The organism is Pseudomonas anatoliensis, assembly GCF_017976235.1.
GTDB lineage: Bacteria > Pseudomonadota > Gammaproteobacteria > Pseudomonadales > Pseudomonadaceae > Aquipseudomonas > Aquipseudomonas anatoliensis.
This window is the reverse complement of the sequence record NZ_JACVHC010000001.1, coordinates 1,104,369-1,120,976: the sequence shown is the minus strand read 5'-3', so window position 1 is coordinate 1,120,976 and position 16,608 is coordinate 1,104,369. Positions and strand designations below refer to the sequence as shown.

Here is a 16,608-nt window from a genome sequence, read left to right as displayed (position 1 = left end):
TGAAACAGTGGGGCAAGTGACCCATCAGGCGGTTTACTCGGCCAACAGCTTTGCGACTGCCGCAAAGGCTTGCACCTGGCGCTCGGCCCAGTCGCCTTGAATGATCTGGCAAGGTTGCCGATGCTGTTCCAGCCAATCGCGCGTGGCCTGGAAGAAAGCCAGGCGCTGATCAAGGTCCGGCTGGCAGCGCTGACCGTCATCGGTCCAGTCAATTCGTTCCGGGGACAACAGAAGGTGCAGGTCGTAATGGCGCGCCAGCAACTCGCCTTCCAGCCATTCCGGGCAGGCGCCAAACAGGGTCTGGCTCCAGAGAATATTGCTCAACAGGTGGGTGTCGAGAATCAGCAGCGACGGTTGCTGCGCCCGCGCCTGATCTTCCCATTGCAGTTGCCCGCGGGCGATCTCGGGGATGTCGGCCAGGCAGGTGTCGCGCGGGTTCTGCTCGATAAACCAGCGCACGTACTCGTCCACCCGCAGACCGCCAAACTGTTGCTGAAGACCCGCCGCCAGCCAGCTCTTGCCAGTGGATTCCGGACCGGTCAGAACCACGACCTTCATGTGCGCAGTGCCGGGTCGGCGCGCCATTCGCGCCAGCCCTGAATGGCAATCACGGTGAACAGTGCGTACAGGCCCGCGGTGAGGTAAAGCCCCTTATAAAGGAACAGCCCGACAAAAATCACATCGAGCACGAACCACAGCGCCCAGCATTGCAGGCGTTTCTGCGCCATCCACAACTGCGCGACCAGGCTGAACCCGGTGAGCGCCGCGTCCAGCCACGGTTGCGCAGCGTCAGTCCAATGCGCCATCGCAGCCCCCAGCAACACGCTACCAATTGCGCCGACACTCAGGCCAAGCGCAATCGAGCGAGCATCCAGGCGGGTGACCTGACGCCCGTCATGCATCGTCCCGGCGCGCGTCCATTGCCACCAGCCATAAACCTGCAGCGCGGCGTAGATCACTTGCAGCATCATGTCCGAATACAGCTTCACTTCAAAGAAGATCCAGCTATAGAGCAACACCATGACCAGCCCGATCGGCCAGCACCACGGATTCTGTTTGACCGTCAGCCACACGGCAATGACACCGAGAGCGGCGGCAAACAGTTCAAGCCCGGACATGTGGGTTCCTTGGGGGGGGGAGTTGAAAGAGGGGGCGGATTGTACTGTATTCGCCAGAACACTGAAGGACCCAAGGAGCGAGCTTGCTCGCGAAAGCGTCGGCACACTCAACAATGATGCTGAATGTTGGGCCCTCATCGCTGGCAAGCCAGCTCCCACATGGATTTTTTGCGGTGCTCAGCCTTTGTGGCACGCCGACAAAGCCTGCCAACTCCCACATGGATTTATGTAGTGCTCAAAATGATGGCGCTGCACAAAAACTTGTGGGAGCTGGCTTGCCAGCGATAGCGGTGGGTCAGGCGACATCTCTATCGACAAATCCACCGTTATCGCGAGCAGGCTCACTCCTACAGGAGAATGGCGTTAGACGCGGAACTGGCGCAGGAGGCCGTTGAGTTGTTCGCTCAACTGGCCAAGTCGCACGCTGGCCGCACTCGACTGTTCTGCCGCCACGGCCGTGCTGTGAGAAAGCCCCGCCGCCTGAGTAACGTTCTGGTTGATGTCTTCGACCACATGCGCCTGTTGCAGCGTGGCGCTGGCAATCGATGCGTTCAGGCCATTGAGATTGCGCAATGCCTGGCCGATGGCATTCAAGCTAGCTCCAGCCAGCCCAGCCTGTTCAATGGTCAGTTGCGACGCCTTGCTGCTGTCACCGATAACCTTGACCGCTGCCTCGGAGTGATTTTGCAGGCGTTCGATCATCGACTGGATTTCCGCTGTCGACTTCTGTGTACGCTGCGCCAGCAAGCGCACTTCATCCGCCACCACGGCAAATCCACGACCCTGTTCACCGGCCCGTGCTGCTTCGATGGCCGCGTTGAGGGCGAGAAGGTTGGTTTGCTCGGCGATCGAACGAATCACCTCCAGCACACTGCCGATCTGGGTACTTTCGGTGGCCAAAGTGCGAATCACCTCGACCGCTTGGTCAATGGTGCCCGAGAGCTTGTCGATCTGTTGCAGGCTGCCGTCGATATTGATCTGGCCCTGTTGCGCCTGCGCCTCGGCATCACGCATTTCGGCGGCGGCATGCTCAGCGTTTTTCGCCACGTCCTGCACGCCGTAAGTCACCTCGTTGATCGCGGTGGCGACCAACTCCATTTGTTGCGACTGTTGCTGGCTACGTTGTTGGGCCTGCGAGGCATCGTTGCCCAGTTCGCTGGACGATTGACCGAGCGCGCTGGCCGACACCTGCAACTCACCGATCACCCGGCGCAATTTGGCGGTAAATGCATTGAAGTGGTGAGCCAGTTCGGTGACTTCATCCTTGCCGTGGGTGTCGAGGCTGCGGGTCAGGTCGCTTTCGCCGCTGGCGATGTTGGCCATGGCGTTCACGGTCTCCTGCAAGGGGCGCACGATGCTGCGCGCGATCAGGATCACCAACAGCGCCATGATCACGGCGATCACCAGGCCGATAACGGTGGCCTTGATCACCTGGCCCTGGAATTCGGCCTGCACATCGTCGACGTAAACCCCGGAGCCAAGCACCCAGCCCCACGGTTCGAACAATTTCACGTAAGAGGTTTTCGCCACCGGCTCACTCGCGCCAGGCTTCGGCCAGCGGTAGTCGACCATGCCGGCGCCCTTGGACTTGGCAATCGCGACCATCTCGTTGAACACCGCAAAGCCGTCCGGATCGCGGATCGCCGACAGGTTCTGACCTTCGAGCTTGGGGTTGGTCGGGTGCATGACCATTACGGGCGTGAGGTCGTTGATCCAGAAGTAATCGCTCTGGTCATAGCGCAGGCCACGGATGGCGGTGAGGGCTTGTTTCTGCGCGGCTTCCTTGGTCAGCGTGCCGGCGGTTTCTAGGTCGTGGTAATAGGTCAGCAGGCCGCTGGCGGTCTGCACCACATGCTGGGTTTTCTGGGCTTTGGCGTGATACAGGTCATCGTGGATCTGCTTGAGCATCAATGCGCCCAAGGTCAGCAACATGACCACTGCCACAATCAGGATGAGCCACAAGCGTCGGCTGATCGACACACTGCGCAAGCTGTTCATAACGCTGTCACTCCGGATTCTTTTTCTTGTAATTAACGACCGCCAGCATCCAACCACGATTTCGTAGGCGGGCATACGCGACCCAAGTCGTATAACGCGGCAGCGCTATTAAGGCTTGTCTGTTAGGATTTCGGCCCCGCGCGTGAAAACCTGAATCGAAGTTGCTATTTCACGGAATTTTGACCCTTTCGTAAGGATCCTGTGCGCGCGGAATCGGTCCAGCATTAACCAGCTACGCTGATCGCAGTGAACGTAAAAAAATACTATCGGGGCATGCCGGCGTGCATCGCTCTTTGGGGGATTGATGGATCTTTGGACCGCCTTGCAGGCATTGATACTAGGAGTTGTAGAAGGGCTGACGGAGTTTTTGCCCATTTCCAGTACCGGACACCAGATCATTGTTGCCGACTTGCTCAACTTCGGCGGCGAACGGGCCATGGCGTTCAACATCATTATTCAGCTCGGCGCGATTCTCGCGGTGGTCTGGGAATTTCGCCGCAAGATTTTCGACGTGGTCATCGGCTTGCCGACCCAGCCAAGTGCGCGTCGCTTTACGGCTAATCTGCTGATCGCATTCTTGCCAGCCGTGGTGTTGGGAGTGATTTTTGCTGATCTTATCCACGAATACCTGTTCAACCCGATCACCGTGGCGGCCGCGCTGGTGGTGGGCGGGGTGATCATGTTGTGGGCCGAAAAGCGTCAGCATGAAGTGCATGCCGAGACGGTCGATGAAATTCGCTGGAGCGACGCGCTGAAAATCGGCTTCGCGCAATGCCTGGCAATGATTCCCGGCACCTCGCGTTCCGGCTCGACGATCATTGGCGGCCTGCTGTTCGGCCTGTCGCGCAAGACGGCTACCGAGTTTTCTTTCTTCCTCGCCATGCCGACCATGGTCGGTGCCGCGGTGTACTCGGGCTACAAGTATCGGGATCTGTTTGTGCCGGCGGATTTTCCGGTGTTCGCCATCGGTTTCGTCACCGCGTTTATCTTCGCGATGATCGCGGTGCGCGGCTTGCTCAAATTCATCGGCAGCCATAGCTATGCGGCATTCGCCTGGTATCGGATCGTGTTCGGGCTGGTGATTCTGGCGACGTGGCAGTTCGGCTGGGTGGACTGGACGGCGGCCAAGGCATGAATGATTCGCGCGCCCGCCGACCCGAAGGTCGGCCGTCCGGTGGCAGCATTCAGAACCTGAAACTGAAGCTGGTCGTTCTGTTGATCGTCTGCGCGTTGCCGTTGGCCGGCTCGCTGTCGATGTGGCTGAGCGGCATTTCTCTGGTGCCGCTGGCGGCGTACGGCATCGTCAGCGTGTTGGCGTTCTTCATGTATTGGGCAGACAAACGCAAGGCGCGCACCGATGCATGGCGCACGCCGGAAAACATCCTCCACGCGGTGGAGCTGGCTGGCGGATGGCCGGGTGCGTTGATCGCCCAGCAAGTGTTCAGGCACAAGACGCGCAAGGTGTCGTTTCAAGTGCTGTTCTGGGTGATTGTCGCGCTGCATCAGGTGTTCTGGATCGACCAGTTGTTCCTTGGTTCGAATCTGCTAACCCAGCTCTAACCCCACCGCAAACCCCCTGTAGGAGCTGCCGAAGGCTGCGATCTTTTGATCTTAAAAGACAAGATCAAAAGATCGTCCGATCGCGGCCCGAGCCTTCGGCAGCTCCTACAGGGAGTGAGTTACAGAAGTAGGCCAACCCGGGTTTTCTTCGGCAACTTGCTCACCACCAACTGATGCGAGCGTTGCAGCAACCCCTGCAATTCCTCGGTGCCCAGCGGGTAGGGTGGGTGCATGATGATCCACTGTGCCCGGGCCAGATACGGCGCCGGATGAATCCCCGGCCGATCGCAATGCCCGAGAAACAGATCCTTGTCGACCTTGAACGCCAGCGAATCCACGCGTAAACCCTGCAAGGCAAACATCTTGTTGCCCGCAATCGAAAACACCCGCACGCCACCCCACTTGTAGTCTTCTCGCGCGCCGGGCAAGGCCAGACAAAACGCGGCGACATCCGCTTCGCTCATTTTTCCCTTGCTCATAACAACCGCTCCCCACAGGCATTGAACGACTCGACCAGGTGATCAATCCACGCACGCACCGCCGGCATGACCCCACGCCGATGCGGGTAAACTGCTTGCAGCCAACCGCCGGGCAGCGACCACTCGGGCAGCAATTGCACCAGAGCGCCGCTTTCCAGCTCCGCTTCGCAAAACATCATAGGCAGCATCGTGAAACCCTGGCCGGCCAGTACGCAGGCCTTGCGCACGACAAAATCGTCGATGCCCAGCCGTGCTTCCATGCTCAGTTCGAAGCTGTTGCCCTGCTGATCGAGTAAACGCAAGTGCACCAAGCGATCGGCCTCCAGCGCCCCGAGCACCGGCAGGTTCTTCAGCTCTTGCGGATGGCTGATCGACTGGCCTTGCATGAATGTCGGACTGGCCACGACCACCGTTTGTGCCTGGCGCAGACGTCGGGTGACCAGCAATGGATCTTCATCACCCAGCTCGCGTACGCGCAGGGCAACATCAAAGCCTTCGGCGACCAGATCGACCCGACGATTAAGCAGCACCACTTCAAGTTGCACCTGAGGAAATTTGCCGAGAAAGTCGCTGATCACCCACGGCAGCATTTCATGCGCAAGACCGGTAGGGCATGACACACGCAAACGACCCCGCGGTTCGCTGGACATGCTGGCGACGGCTTCGTCGGCCATTTCCGCTTCAAGCAGCATCGCCTGACAGTGACGCAAATAACGCTCGCCGACGGCGGTGAGATTGAGTTGGCGCGTGGTGCGTTGCAGCAAACGCGCACCGAGGCGCTCTTCCAGTTCGGCGATTCTGCGTGACAGTCGTGACTTTGGAATCCCCAGCAGACGTCCGGCTGCCGCAAAACCGCCAGCCTCGACGACTTTGGCGAAATAGTAGAGATCGTTGAGATCTTGCATGGTTGGTATCCAACTGTTCTATCAGTGGGACGAACTATCGCATTGCTGGCGGCTAATCAGCTATTGGTTTCTTGCGTAGGATTGTCTCCATTCCGCCGCCACCGGCGATTCATTCCAGGAGATCCCACATGAAACTGCTGCATATCGATTCGAGCATTCTGGGCGACAACTCGGCTTCCCGTCTGTTGAGCAGCGAAGTCGTCAAAGCCTGGCAGGCCGCTGAGCCAAGCGCTGTGGTGACTTACCGTGACCTGGCCGCCGATGCCATCAGCCACTTCTCGTCGACCACTCTGGTTGCCGCCGGCACCACCGCTGAATTGCGTAACGCCGCACAGCAACACGAAGCCGACCTCAGCGCTTCGACACTGGCCGAGTTCATCGCCGCCGACGCTGTAGTCATCGCTGCACCGATGTACAACTTCACCGTACCGACGCAACTCAAGGCGTGGATCGACCGCGTTGCCGTTGCCGGTCAGACCTTCCGCTACACCGAAGCCGGCCCTGAAGGCCTGTGCGGTGGCAAGAAAGTGGTGATCGTTTCCACCTCTGGCGGCATTCACGCCGGTCAGGCCAGCGGCATCGCTCACGAAGAATATCTGAAGCTGGTATTGGGTTTCCTTGGCATCACCGACATCGAAATCGTCCGTGCCGAAGGCCTGGCGTACGGTGACGAAGTGCGCAACAACGCCATGACCGCCGCGCAAGCGAAGATCAGCGAGCAACTGTTCGCCGCCGCGTAAGGCTTGCGTAAAGAACAGCTGATGTTCAGGTAGTCTCTCAAAAACTCTGTATTCTGGTTCCGCAATGGCCAAATACGGAGTTTTTTGTTTCTGACTGTTACATAATCTGGCCCGGGTTATGCAGTCAAACGATCAGCGTCTGCGCGCAGTCTCGACCCGGAACATCGATTGCCCGTCGTTCGGGGCTCGCACTGCAACGGATCTTTGGATTGAGTCACAACAGGGTGGGGCATCCCGTGATGCGTCTTTGTGCAACGTTACTGATTTGCCTGCTCGGCAGCCTGAATTCAGTGCAGGCGGCGCCCGGGCGTCATCCTGTGTGGAGCGTCGGTTACCACGAGATGACGTTCCTCGATCCGCTCGACTTGCAACCGATGCGCGCCATCGCGTTCTATCCCTCCAACGACCGCGAACACCTGAGCCTGCTCGAGGGTTATTCGGTCGAAGCCGGCGAAGACACCAAAGTCGCCATGGGCCGTTTCCCGATGCTGATGCTGTCCCATGGCAACACCGGCACGCCGCTGGCCCTGCACGATCTCGCCACGTCGCTGGCGCGCAAGGGGTTCGTCGTGGTGGCGGTGATTCACCCCGGCGACAACTCCAAAGATCACAGCCGACTCGGCACCCTGAGCAATCTTTACGGGCGACCGATCCAGATTTCCGAAGCGATTACTGCGACCCTTGGCGACCCCATGCTGGCGCCATTCGTCAATGCAGAACAGGTCGGCGTGATCGGCTATTCGGCTGGGGGCGAGACAGCGTTGATTCTTTCGGGGGCACAACCGGACCTGGATCGCCTGCGCCGCTATTGCCAGGAACGCCCGGACGACCGCGACGCCTGCAACACCCAAGGCGAGCTCATTGTTGACCGTGATGACTTGCAGCCGGTGGCCGACCCACGCGTGCACGCCTTGTTGCTGATGGCGCCGCTCAGTTTGAAATTCGGCCGACATACGTTGGCTGACGTGCATGTGCCCGTGCTGCTGTACAGCGGCGATGGCGACAAACTCGTCGCTTTCGATAAAAACGCTGCCGCACTGGCGCGCAAACTGCCGACCGCACCGGATTTCAAATTGCTGGCCGGGGCAGGGCACTTTGTGTTCATGGCGCCGTGCAACGAAGAGCAGATTATTGCCATGCCGGCGTTGTGCACGGATGCCGATGGGGTTGATCGCAAAGACATCCATCGCAACCTGATTTCCGAGGCGGGTCGATTTTTCGCCCATGCGCTGGGCAGGCCTACACGGGCGGGGATGCAGACTGCGGATCAGTAACCCATAAGATCAAAAGATCGCAGCCTTCGGCAGCTCCTACATTGGCTTGGCGTAGGAGCTGCGGAAGGCTGCGATCTTTTGATCCTGCTTTTCAGGGGCTCGCCCGGCGCTTGAGCATCAAGGTCAACCCCAGCCCCGTCACCGACAACAGCGCCGCAGTGAAGAAAATCCACGAATACCCCAGATTCAACGCCACCGCCCCCATCAACGGCCCGGCAACCGCCAGTGCCAGATCAAAGAACACCGCATAGGCACTCAACCCGGCACCACGACTGGAACCCGGTACCTGCTTGATCGCCTCGACCCCCAGCGCCGGATACACCAACGACAGGCCGAAACCCGCCAGTCCGGCGCCGATCAATGCGAAAGCGGTGGAGGGCGCGAGCCACAGCATCACCAACCCCACGGTTTCAACGGTCATGCACACGATGGCCGAGGTGAATCCGCCGAATCGACTGATCGCCGAAATAAACAGCAGTCGCGACACAATGAAACACACGCCGAACACCGTCAGGCAATACGCCGCGCCGCTCCATCCGCGATTGAGGTAATAAAGGGTGATAAATGTGGTGAGTGTGCCGTAGCCGATCGAGGCCAGCGTGAGGCTCGCGCCGAACGGTGCAATCCGCCCGAACACGGCCCAAAAAGGCAGGCGCTCACCGCGTATCACCGGCACCGAAGGTTTGTTGCGGATCAACAGCAATGCCCCCGCCGCCAACACCGACAGCGAAATGCCGAGGCTGGTGAAACCGTATTCGGCCACCATCACCACGCCCAGCGGCGCGCCAATCGCAATGGCGCCATACGACGCGATGCCGTTCCAGCCGATGGATCTGGCGGTGTGCTCAACCCCGACCTGGCCCATGCACCAACTGATGGTGCCGACACCGATCAGCCCCTGCGCAATGCCCAACAGCAATCGGCCGAGAATCAGAATCAGCAGGCTCGGCAGCGGATAGCTTTGCAGCAACGTGGACAGCAGCGTCAGCGCGCCACTGAGCACAATCCCCAGCAAGCCATAAACGATCGCCCGTTTGGTGCCGAGGGTGTCAGACATGCGCCCGGCCATCGGTCGGCTGAGCAGGGTGGCCAGGTACTGCGAGCCGATTACCAACCCGGCAATGATCGCGCTGAAACCCAGTTGTTCATGTACATAACCCGGCAGCACCGCAATCGGCAGACCGATGCAGAGGAAGGCAATAAAGGTATAGAAAACGATGGAGACGATCTGCACGGTGATCGCCATGGAGCTTTGCGGTGGCAGTTGCTGCGCAGACATGAGGACTCGTTCGCGGGCGGCGGTGGGAGAATTCGCATCATGGCGTGGGTGTGGAACAAAAGGAAGCTGGCTAACGATCAAAAGATCGCAGCCTTCGGCAGCTCCTACAAAGATCAAAAGCGGTCCGGTGTTGGGGCTGCCGAAGGCTGCGATCTTTTGATCTTCAACACTTGAATGCAAAAAGCCCTGTCACATGGACAGGGCTTTTGACATGCAGCTAGCAGCTGAAAACTCGAAGCTGCTTTTTAGAACACCACACCTTGGCTACGCAGGTAATCATCGTACGTACCGCTGAAGTCGGTCACGCCGTCCGGGCTCAGCTCGATGATGCGAGTGGCCAGGGACGATACGAACTCACGGTCGTGGCTGACGAAAATCAGCGTGCCCGGGTAGTTTTCCAGCGCCAGGTTCAGCGCCTCGATGGATTCCATGTCCAAGTGGTTGGTCGGTTCGTCCATGATCAGCACGTTCGGCTTTTGCAGGATCAGCTTGCCGAACAGCATGCGGCCTTGCTCACCACCGGAAATCACCTTCACCGACTTGAGGATTTCGTCGTTGGAGAACAGCATGCGACCCAAAGTGCCACGGATCACTTGCTCGCCCTGAGTCCACTGACCCATCCAGTCGAACAGGGTCATGTCGTCTTCGAAGTCATGCGCGTGATCCTGGGCGTAGTAGCCCAGCTCGGCCGCGTCGGTCCACTTGATGCTACCGGCATCCGGAGTCAGTTCGTTGACCAGGGTACGCAGCAGAGTGGTCTTGCCGATACCGTTCGGGCCGATGATCGCTACGCGCTCGCCGGCTTCAACCTGGAAGCTGAAGTCCTTGAACAGTGGCTTGCCGTCAAAACCTTTGGCCATCTTCTCGACCATGACAGCCTGGCGGTGCAGCTTTTTGTTCTGATCAAAACGGATGAACGGGCTGACACGGCTCGAAGGCTTGACCTCGGCCAGCTGGATCTTGTCGATCGCCTTGGCGCGGGAAGTGGCCTGCTTGGCTTTCGAGGCGTTGGCCGAAAAGCGGCTGACGAACGATTGCAGTTCGGAAATCTGGGCTTTCTTCTTGGCGTTGTCCGACAGCAGTTGCTCGCGGGACTGGGTCGCCACGGTCATGTACTCGTCGTAGTTGCCCGGGAACAGACGCAGCTCGCCGTAATCCAGGTCAGCCATGTGGGTGCATACGCTGTTCAGGAAGTGACGGTCGTGAGAGATGATGATCATCAGGCTGTTACGCTGGGTCAGGATGTTTTCCAGCCAGCGAATGGTGTTGATGTCCAGGTGGTTGGTCGGTTCGTCGAGCAACAGCACTTCCGGATCGGAGAACAGCGCCTGTGCCAGCAGCACACGCAGTTTCCAGCCTGGCGACACTTCGCTCATCGGGCCGAAGTGCTGCTCGATGCCGATACCCAGGCCCAGCAGCAGTTCACCGGCACGGGATTCGGCGGTGTAGCCGTCCATTTCGGCGAATTCGGTTTCCAGTTCGGCAACGGCCATGCCGTCTTCTTCGCTCATTTCCGGCAGCGAGTAGATGCGATCCCGCTCGGCCTTGACCTTCCACAGCTCTTCGTGACCCATGATCACGGTGTCGATTACGGTGAATTCTTCGTAGGCGAACTGATCCTGGCGCAGCTTACCCAGGCGCACGTTCGGCTCGAGCATGACCTGGCCACCCGACGGGTCAAGGTCACCGCCGAGGATTTTCATGAAGGTCGACTTGCCGCAACCGTTGGCGCCGATCAGGCCATAACGGTTACCCGCGCCGAATTTGACGGAAACGTTTTCGAAGAGCGGCTTGGCGCCGAACTGCATCGTGATGTTAGCTGTAGAGATCAAGAGTTTTTCCTGCGAAGCATTCTGAATAGCGAGGGTGCGGCCGTAGCGCTTGGCCCGAGTCAAAGTGCGCTGAAGCGGGGAGTTCCCGGCATCAACCAAGGGGGCGCGTAAAGTTTGGCGGCGATTGTACTGGTCTGGCTCTTTAAACGATAGGGCGAAGACGTCGCGGGTGCCGATTGGCACTATCGCGGGACAGTTTTTCACAGATGAAGGTTCACTATCCGTTACAAAGTGTGGCTAAAATGCCATCCATTCAACCACCGCCCTACAGCGGCGCGGGCTCAAGGACGTGCCATTTTGTACTCAGACCACTGCATAAGACGCTGGGCCTCAGGCCGACAGGCGCGCAGTTTGTTCACTTCTGACGTGTGACGAATTCCGTGAAACTCATCATTGCTGCTATTTATGTCATTTCCATTGCATACGTTCACTTGCGTGGCCGTGTGCGCCACAAACTGGGGCGACAACTGAGCGACCATTCGACGTTTCTGGCGCCGATCAACTGCTTTCTCTACCTGTTCTCGAAAAAGCCGAACAAACCTTACCTTGATCCGACTGAATTTCCCGACCTGAGCCCGTTGCAGGCGCATTGGGAAGAAATCCGCGAAGAGGGCCAGAACCTGCTGCGTGCGGGGGAAATCAAGCGCTCGAACCAATATGACGACGTCGGTTTCAACTCCTTCTTCAAAAGCGGCTGGAAACGTTTCTATCTCAAGTGGTACGGCGAGAGCCATCCGTCGGCCATGAAGCTTTGCCCGCGCACCACGGAACTGGTGCAGAGCATTGGCTCGATCAAGGCTGCGATGTTCGCCGAGCTGCCGCCAGGTTCGAAACTGGTACGCCATCGCGACCCTTACGCCGGTTCCTATCGTTACCACTTGGGCCTGGACACGCCTAACGACGCGGGTTGTTACATCAACGTCGACGGTGAGAACTACCACTGGCGCGACGGTGAAGCGGTGATGTTCGATGAAACCTTCATCCATTACGCGGAAAACACCACTGACAAGAACCGGATCATCCTGTTCTGCGACATTGAGCGACCGCTGAAGTATCGCTGGGCTGCCGCGTTCAATCGCTGGTTCAGCCGTACGGTGATGTCCGCCGCCGGTGCGCCCAATGATGCGGGCGATCGTACCGGTGGGATCAATCGCCTGTTCACCAAAATCTACAAGATCCGGCTGCGTGGCAAAGAGCTGAAAAAGCGTAATCGTGCGCGGTACTACATGGAAAAGTGGGCGATTTTTGGTGGTTTGCTGGCGATCTTCATCCTGATCTGAGTGACCTCGAAACTGCGCGATTGACTGTAGGAGCTGTCGAGTGAAACGAGGCTGCGATCTTTTGACTTTGCTTTTTTTAAAGGCCAGATCAAAAGATCGCAGCGTGCCGCAGCTCCTACAGGAATTGCGTGCAGCCGGCCTGCTCGCGATGACTCTCTCAAAAACAACCTGTCAGTCAGCTGACAATCCTTCAACTGTCATGCCCCGGATGCCTTTTTGGTCTTCTTCGCCGGCGTTGCTTTCGCGGCCGTTTTGGCCTTCGGTTTAGCCGGTGTCTTGCCACCCAGGCTGCGTTTCAGCAGCTCGGTCAGGTCAATCACATCGGCGGTCTTGCGCTGTTCCTCGCCACCCACCGTCTCGACATCCTCGATCTCGCCCTCATGGGCCTTTTTCTCCACCAGTGCCATGATCTTGTCTTCGAACTCGTCTTTGTAATCCTCGGGGCTCCAGTCCCCGCTCATGTCCTCGACAAGACGTTTGGCCATGTCCAGCTCACCTTTGGCCAACTGCGGCTTGGTCACTTCGCTGCCCAGTTCCAGCTGGTCGAGACCGCGTACTTCCTGTGGCCAACGCAATTTCACCAGTACCAGCGCTGACTCCAGCGGCATCAGCGCCGCCAGATACTGACGCGTGTGCAAGACGACGCGGGCGAGGGCAACCTTGTTGGTTTTGCTCAACGTTTCACGCAACAGCGCATAAACCTTGCCACCGCGCTTATCCGGCGCCAGGTAATAGGGGGTGTCGATGTTCTGTAACGGGATCTGCTCGGCGTCGACGAAGGAAAAGATGTCGATGGTCTGGGTCGAAACCGGGTGCGCTGAGCGGATTTCCTCCTCGCTGAGCACCACATAACGGCCCTTTTCATAGGCCACACCTTTGACGATGTTTTCCTTGGTAACTTCCTTGCCGGTCACCTTGTTGACGCGCTTGTAGCCAACCGGGTCCATGCTGCGACTGTCGAGCCAGTCAAAATCCACGCCTTGAGACGAGGTCGCTGAAACCAGCGCGACAGGGATATGGACCAGTCCGAAGCTGATCGCGCCTTTCCAGATTGCCCGAGCCATGGTGAGTTCTCCGAGTGATGATCAGGTGACCTGAAGCCCGGCGCGAAAGTTTCCGGAGAATGCGCGTTTTCAGTCTGGCTCGGTCAAGCCGTGTTACATGTTGTTTAAGACCGACGGGTTAACAAATCCGAACCTGAAGCGTAGCGTGGACTCGAAGGCTCTACTCCACGCACATCGAGAGGCTGTCCCATGAACCGATTTCTGATTGGCATCGCCGTCCTGACACTCAGTGGCGGTCTGGTTCATGCGGACGTTGTGCTGGCGCAGAGTCCGACCGGCAACAGCAACAACCCCTATAACAGTCCGATTCGCCGGGCCAATCCCAACAGCATGCAGGGTACCCAGCCCAGTTCGCCGCCCATCCGAGTGCCGAACACCGTTCCCGTGCCACGTCCGCCAACGCTCGACAACAGGGGCATTGGCAATGGCCAGCCGATTCGCTCGGTGCCCAGCAAGCCGCCCACATTCATTCCCAACCCACCTTCGCGAAGCACCGACACTCAACGTTAAACGGCAGATCAAACGGTCGGCCAGCCTTTGAAACCACAAAAGGAATCGTGCATGTTGCGTAAAACCCTTCTAGCCAGCCTGTGCGCCGGCGCTCTGATAAGCGCTCCGGTGTTCGCCGCCGCCCCCCAAGAGCTGCAAAGCGAGCAAGGCACTCTTGAAGTCACCACGATTGCCCAAGGACTTGAGCATCCATGGGCGCTGGCCTTCCTGCCGGATCGCCAAGGCATGCTGGTGACCGAACGACCGGGCAATCTGCGCGTGGTCGGTGCCGATGGCAAGCTATCGGGACCCATAGACGGCGTGCCGCAAGTGTGGGCCAAGGGGCAGGGCGGTTTGCTGGATGTCGTGTTGTCACCCGACTTTAAACAGGACCGACTGGTTTACCTGTCCTACGCCGAAGGTGGCGGCGCGGGAGACAAGGCCGGCACGGCGGTGGGGCGCGGTTACCTGTCGGATGACTTGAAGACGCTGAAGGATTTCAAAGTGATCTTCCGCCAGGAACCAAAACTCTCCACCGGCAACCACTTCGGTTCTCGGCTGGTGTTTGATCGCGATGGTTATCTGTTCATCACCCTGGGTGAAAACAACGACCGGCCGACTGCGCAGGATCTCGACAAGCTGCAAGGCAAGATTGTGCGGATCTACCCGGACGGCAAAGTCCCGGACGACAATCCGTTCGTGGGTCAATCAGGCGTGCGCCCGGAAATCTGGGCCTACGGCATTCGCAACCCGCAGGGTGCAGCACTTAACCCGTGGAACGGCACAATCTGGGAAAACGAACACGGCCCGCGCGGTGGCGATGAGGTGAATATCATCGAGCGCGGGAAAAACTACGGCTGGCCGCTGGCGACCCACGGCATCAACTATTCGCTGCTGCCGATCCCGGAGGCCAAGGGAAAAACTGTTGAAGGGGGTGTCGATCCGCGCCATGTCTGGGAAAAATCGCCGGGTGTCACCGGGATGGCGTTTTACGATGCCGATCGCTTCAAGCCGTGGCAGCAAAACCTGTTTGTCGGCGCGTTGGTGAGCCAGGAGTTGATTCGCTTGCAGTTCGATGGCGACAAGGTCGTGCATGAGGAGCGCTTGCTGGGTGAACTGAAACAGCGCATTCGTGACGTGCGACAGGGGCCGGATGGGTATTTGTATGTGCTGACGGATGAGGAGAAGGGTTCGCTCTATAAGATCGGCCTGAAGCCCTGACTTTGAAATGCATGCCCTTGTAGGAGCTGCCGAAGGCTGCGATCTTTTGATCTTGTTTTTAAAAACCAGATCAAAAGATCGCAGCCTTCGGCAGCTCCTACAGGTTCAGCATCGGCATCGGCATCGGCATCGGCATCAGCATCAGCATCAGCATCAGCATCAGCATAAGGGTCAGTGTCAGAATCAGGGTCAGGGGCAGGCTAATCACTACGTGAGTAAAGAATCACAGCAGCCCGCAGCTTCCCCCGCCCAAACCGGCACATCTTCTCGAACTCTCCATGACTGACCGGCACATGCTGGCAGTCCATGGGCTGGCGATGCTGGCTGTGATCGACGTCGGGGTCATGCAGATAAACAAAATCCTCATCGCAATCGGTCACCACCACCCAATGCGGCGATTTCGATCGCGTGAGCCGATAGCTGCTGATCAGCACCAGCGGTTGGCCTCCCGCTTGCAGTAAGCGCGGCAAATCCAGCGCAGCACCTATCACTCGCTCGACATCGGTCTGCGCCAACTGCGCGGTGAACTCTTCATGGACCAGGCGCATGACGTCTTTTTTATGCTCATTGCGTACGCCGTCGAGGAACAACGGCCCCGCCAGACTCAACTCCAGACGCACGCGAAATCCCCGTCGCCACGCCGCGAGCGCCAATCCCTGCGGACTGCAACCACCATGCCCCGACGTCATGAAAACGGTGGTCGCCTCGCGCCAGATCTGCAATTCCTCACGGCGCTCCAACAAGCGTTCTGACTGCAGTGCCCCCATGGCCATCAACAGACACGCCGGGCCACAAGTGAAATCGGTGGTTTGTCCGTACCAAGGCACTTTGATGCTGCGTGAGTCTCGATGCTGAAGAATGCGTTTCTCCAGGCGCAGCGCGTCGGCATGGTCTTCGTAGTAGTCGTGGATCAGTGCAAAACGCCGGTAACCATTGCGTTCATACAGGGCAATGGCGGCGGGGTTGTCGGTGCGTACTTCCAGGCGCAGGTACGCGCAATCGTGTTCCAGCGCGCAAGTCTCGATCCGTTGCAGCAGTTGCTTACCCAACCCGCTCCCGCGCGCCTCGGCAGCAATCGCGATGGAATACAGCCGCGCCAGCGACGTACCACGGTGAAACAACGCCAGTGCGTAACCCCGTATTTGGCCGTCGAGCTCGGCCACCAGCAATTGTGCGTGGGCGCGGGTAATCATCCAGTGAAAACTGCGACGGCTGAGCCCGTCCGTGGTGAAACATTGCATTTCCAATGCCAGCAACGCCGGCAGATCTTCAATTACCGCCAAACGAAAAACAGCACTCATATGACCACCGTAAAAGTTGCGTAACGAAACGAGACTTTCGAAAAACTTCGTGCTTAATAGAAAAGGTC

At 58.5% G+C, this 16,608-nt stretch carries 16 protein-coding genes; 7 read left to right on the top strand and 9 right to left on the bottom strand.

What is annotated here, in order from left to right:
- Nucleotides 1-33 precede the first annotated feature (33 nt).
- From ICA16_RS04920 to ICA16_RS04910, 3 genes are all read right to left on the bottom strand, one after another.
- Nucleotides 34-558, bottom strand: a complete 525-nt coding sequence (locus ICA16_RS04920) for an AAA family ATPase (protein ID WP_210700090.1) — start codon at nt 556-558, stop codon at nt 34-36.
- Complete coding sequence (pnuC, locus tag ICA16_RS04915) at nt 555-1,118, bottom strand: nicotinamide riboside transporter PnuC (protein WP_210700089.1); 564 nt, start codon at nt 1,116-1,118, stop codon at nt 555-557. The genes ICA16_RS04920 and pnuC overlap by 4 nt, the downstream gene beginning before the upstream one ends.
- A gap of 363 nt (nt 1,119-1,481) precedes the next feature.
- The gene (locus tag ICA16_RS04910; RefSeq protein ID WP_210554720.1) at nt 1,482-3,116 is read right to left on the bottom strand and encodes a methyl-accepting chemotaxis protein; all 1,635 of its coding nucleotides are present in this window, start codon (nt 3,114-3,116) and stop codon (nt 1,482-1,484) included.
- A 304-nt stretch (nt 3,117-3,420) separates the two neighbouring features.
- Here ICA16_RS04910 and ICA16_RS04905 point away from each other — a divergent pair, with 304 nt between their 5' ends.
- Together ICA16_RS04905 and ICA16_RS04900 are read left to right on the top strand one after the other, a co-directional pair.
- The gene (locus tag ICA16_RS04905) at nt 3,421-4,251 is read left to right on the top strand and encodes an undecaprenyl-diphosphate phosphatase (protein WP_150603105.1); all 831 of its coding nucleotides are present in this window, start codon (nt 3,421-3,423) and stop codon (nt 4,249-4,251) included.
- The gene (locus tag ICA16_RS04900) at nt 4,248-4,676 is read left to right on the top strand and encodes a DUF1294 domain-containing protein (protein ID WP_210700088.1); all 429 of its coding nucleotides are present in this window, start codon (nt 4,248-4,250) and stop codon (nt 4,674-4,676) included. The genes ICA16_RS04905 and ICA16_RS04900 overlap by 4 nt, the downstream gene beginning before the upstream one ends.
- A gap of 119 nt (nt 4,677-4,795) precedes the next feature.
- Here the strand turns inward: ICA16_RS04900 and ICA16_RS04895 are convergent, their stop codons facing one another.
- Complete coding sequence (locus tag ICA16_RS04895; RefSeq protein WP_210700087.1) at nt 4,796-5,155, bottom strand: MmcQ/YjbR family DNA-binding protein; 360 nt, start codon at nt 5,153-5,155, stop codon at nt 4,796-4,798.
- Nucleotides 5,152-6,060 carry a LysR substrate-binding domain-containing protein gene (locus ICA16_RS04890; protein ID WP_150615699.1) on the bottom strand — a complete coding sequence of 303 codons (909 nt, stop codon included), beginning with the start codon at nt 6,058-6,060 and terminating at the stop codon, nt 5,152-5,154. Before ICA16_RS04890 ends, ICA16_RS04895 begins: the two co-directional genes overlap by 4 nt.
- Nucleotides 6,061-6,188: 128 nt before the next feature.
- Here ICA16_RS04890 and ICA16_RS04885 point away from each other — a divergent pair, with 128 nt between their 5' ends.
- Both ICA16_RS04885 and ICA16_RS04880 read left to right on the top strand, forming a co-directional pair.
- Nucleotides 6,189-6,800 (top strand): FMN-dependent NADH-azoreductase, encoded by a 612-nt coding sequence (locus ICA16_RS04885; protein ID WP_047301015.1) that lies wholly within the window; start codon nt 6,189-6,191, stop codon nt 6,798-6,800.
- Between the two features lie 236 nt (nt 6,801-7,036).
- Nucleotides 7,037-8,074 (top strand): alpha/beta hydrolase family protein, encoded by a 1,038-nt coding sequence (locus ICA16_RS04880; RefSeq protein ID WP_210700086.1) that lies wholly within the window; start codon nt 7,037-7,039, stop codon nt 8,072-8,074.
- Between the two features lie 91 nt (nt 8,075-8,165).
- Here ICA16_RS04880 and ICA16_RS04875 read toward each other — a convergent pair whose 3' ends face one another.
- Both ICA16_RS04875 and ICA16_RS04870 read right to left on the bottom strand, forming a co-directional pair.
- On the bottom strand, nt 8,166-9,353 hold the full coding sequence (locus ICA16_RS04875) for an MFS transporter (protein ID WP_210700085.1): 1,188 nt from the start codon (nt 9,351-9,353) through the stop codon (nt 8,166-8,168).
- Between the two features lie 245 nt (nt 9,354-9,598).
- Nucleotides 9,599-11,185, bottom strand: coding sequence for an ABC-F family ATPase (locus ICA16_RS04870; protein WP_150603099.1), 1,587 nt, complete (start codon nt 11,183-11,185; stop codon nt 9,599-9,601).
- A gap of 380 nt (nt 11,186-11,565) precedes the next feature.
- Here ICA16_RS04870 and lpxO point away from each other — a divergent pair, with 380 nt between their 5' ends.
- Nucleotides 11,566-12,465, top strand: coding sequence for a lipid A hydroxylase LpxO (gene lpxO, locus ICA16_RS04865; protein ID WP_150603098.1), 900 nt, complete (start codon nt 11,566-11,568; stop codon nt 12,463-12,465).
- Between the two features lie 197 nt (nt 12,466-12,662).
- Here the strand turns inward: lpxO and ku are convergent, their stop codons facing one another.
- Nucleotides 12,663-13,529 carry a non-homologous end joining protein Ku gene (ku, locus tag ICA16_RS04860; protein WP_210700084.1) on the bottom strand — a complete coding sequence of 289 codons (867 nt, stop codon included), beginning with the start codon at nt 13,527-13,529 and terminating at the stop codon, nt 12,663-12,665.
- 189 nt (nt 13,530-13,718) lie between these two features.
- Here ku and ICA16_RS04855 point away from each other — a divergent pair, with 189 nt between their 5' ends.
- Both ICA16_RS04855 and ICA16_RS04850 read left to right on the top strand, forming a co-directional pair.
- A complete protein-coding gene (locus tag ICA16_RS04855; RefSeq protein ID WP_210700083.1) occupies nt 13,719-14,039 on the top strand; it encodes a hypothetical protein in 321 nt (106 codons plus the stop codon).
- A gap of 51 nt (nt 14,040-14,090) precedes the next feature.
- A complete protein-coding gene (locus ICA16_RS04850; protein WP_210700082.1) occupies nt 14,091-15,239 on the top strand; it encodes a PQQ-dependent sugar dehydrogenase in 1,149 nt (382 codons plus the stop codon).
- 200 nt (nt 15,240-15,439) lie between these two features.
- Here ICA16_RS04850 and ICA16_RS04845 read toward each other — a convergent pair whose 3' ends face one another.
- On the bottom strand, nt 15,440-16,540 hold the full coding sequence (locus tag ICA16_RS04845; protein WP_210700081.1) for a GNAT family N-acetyltransferase/peptidase C39 family protein: 1,101 nt from the start codon (nt 16,538-16,540) through the stop codon (nt 15,440-15,442).
- Between the last annotated feature and the right edge of the window lie 68 nt (nt 16,541-16,608).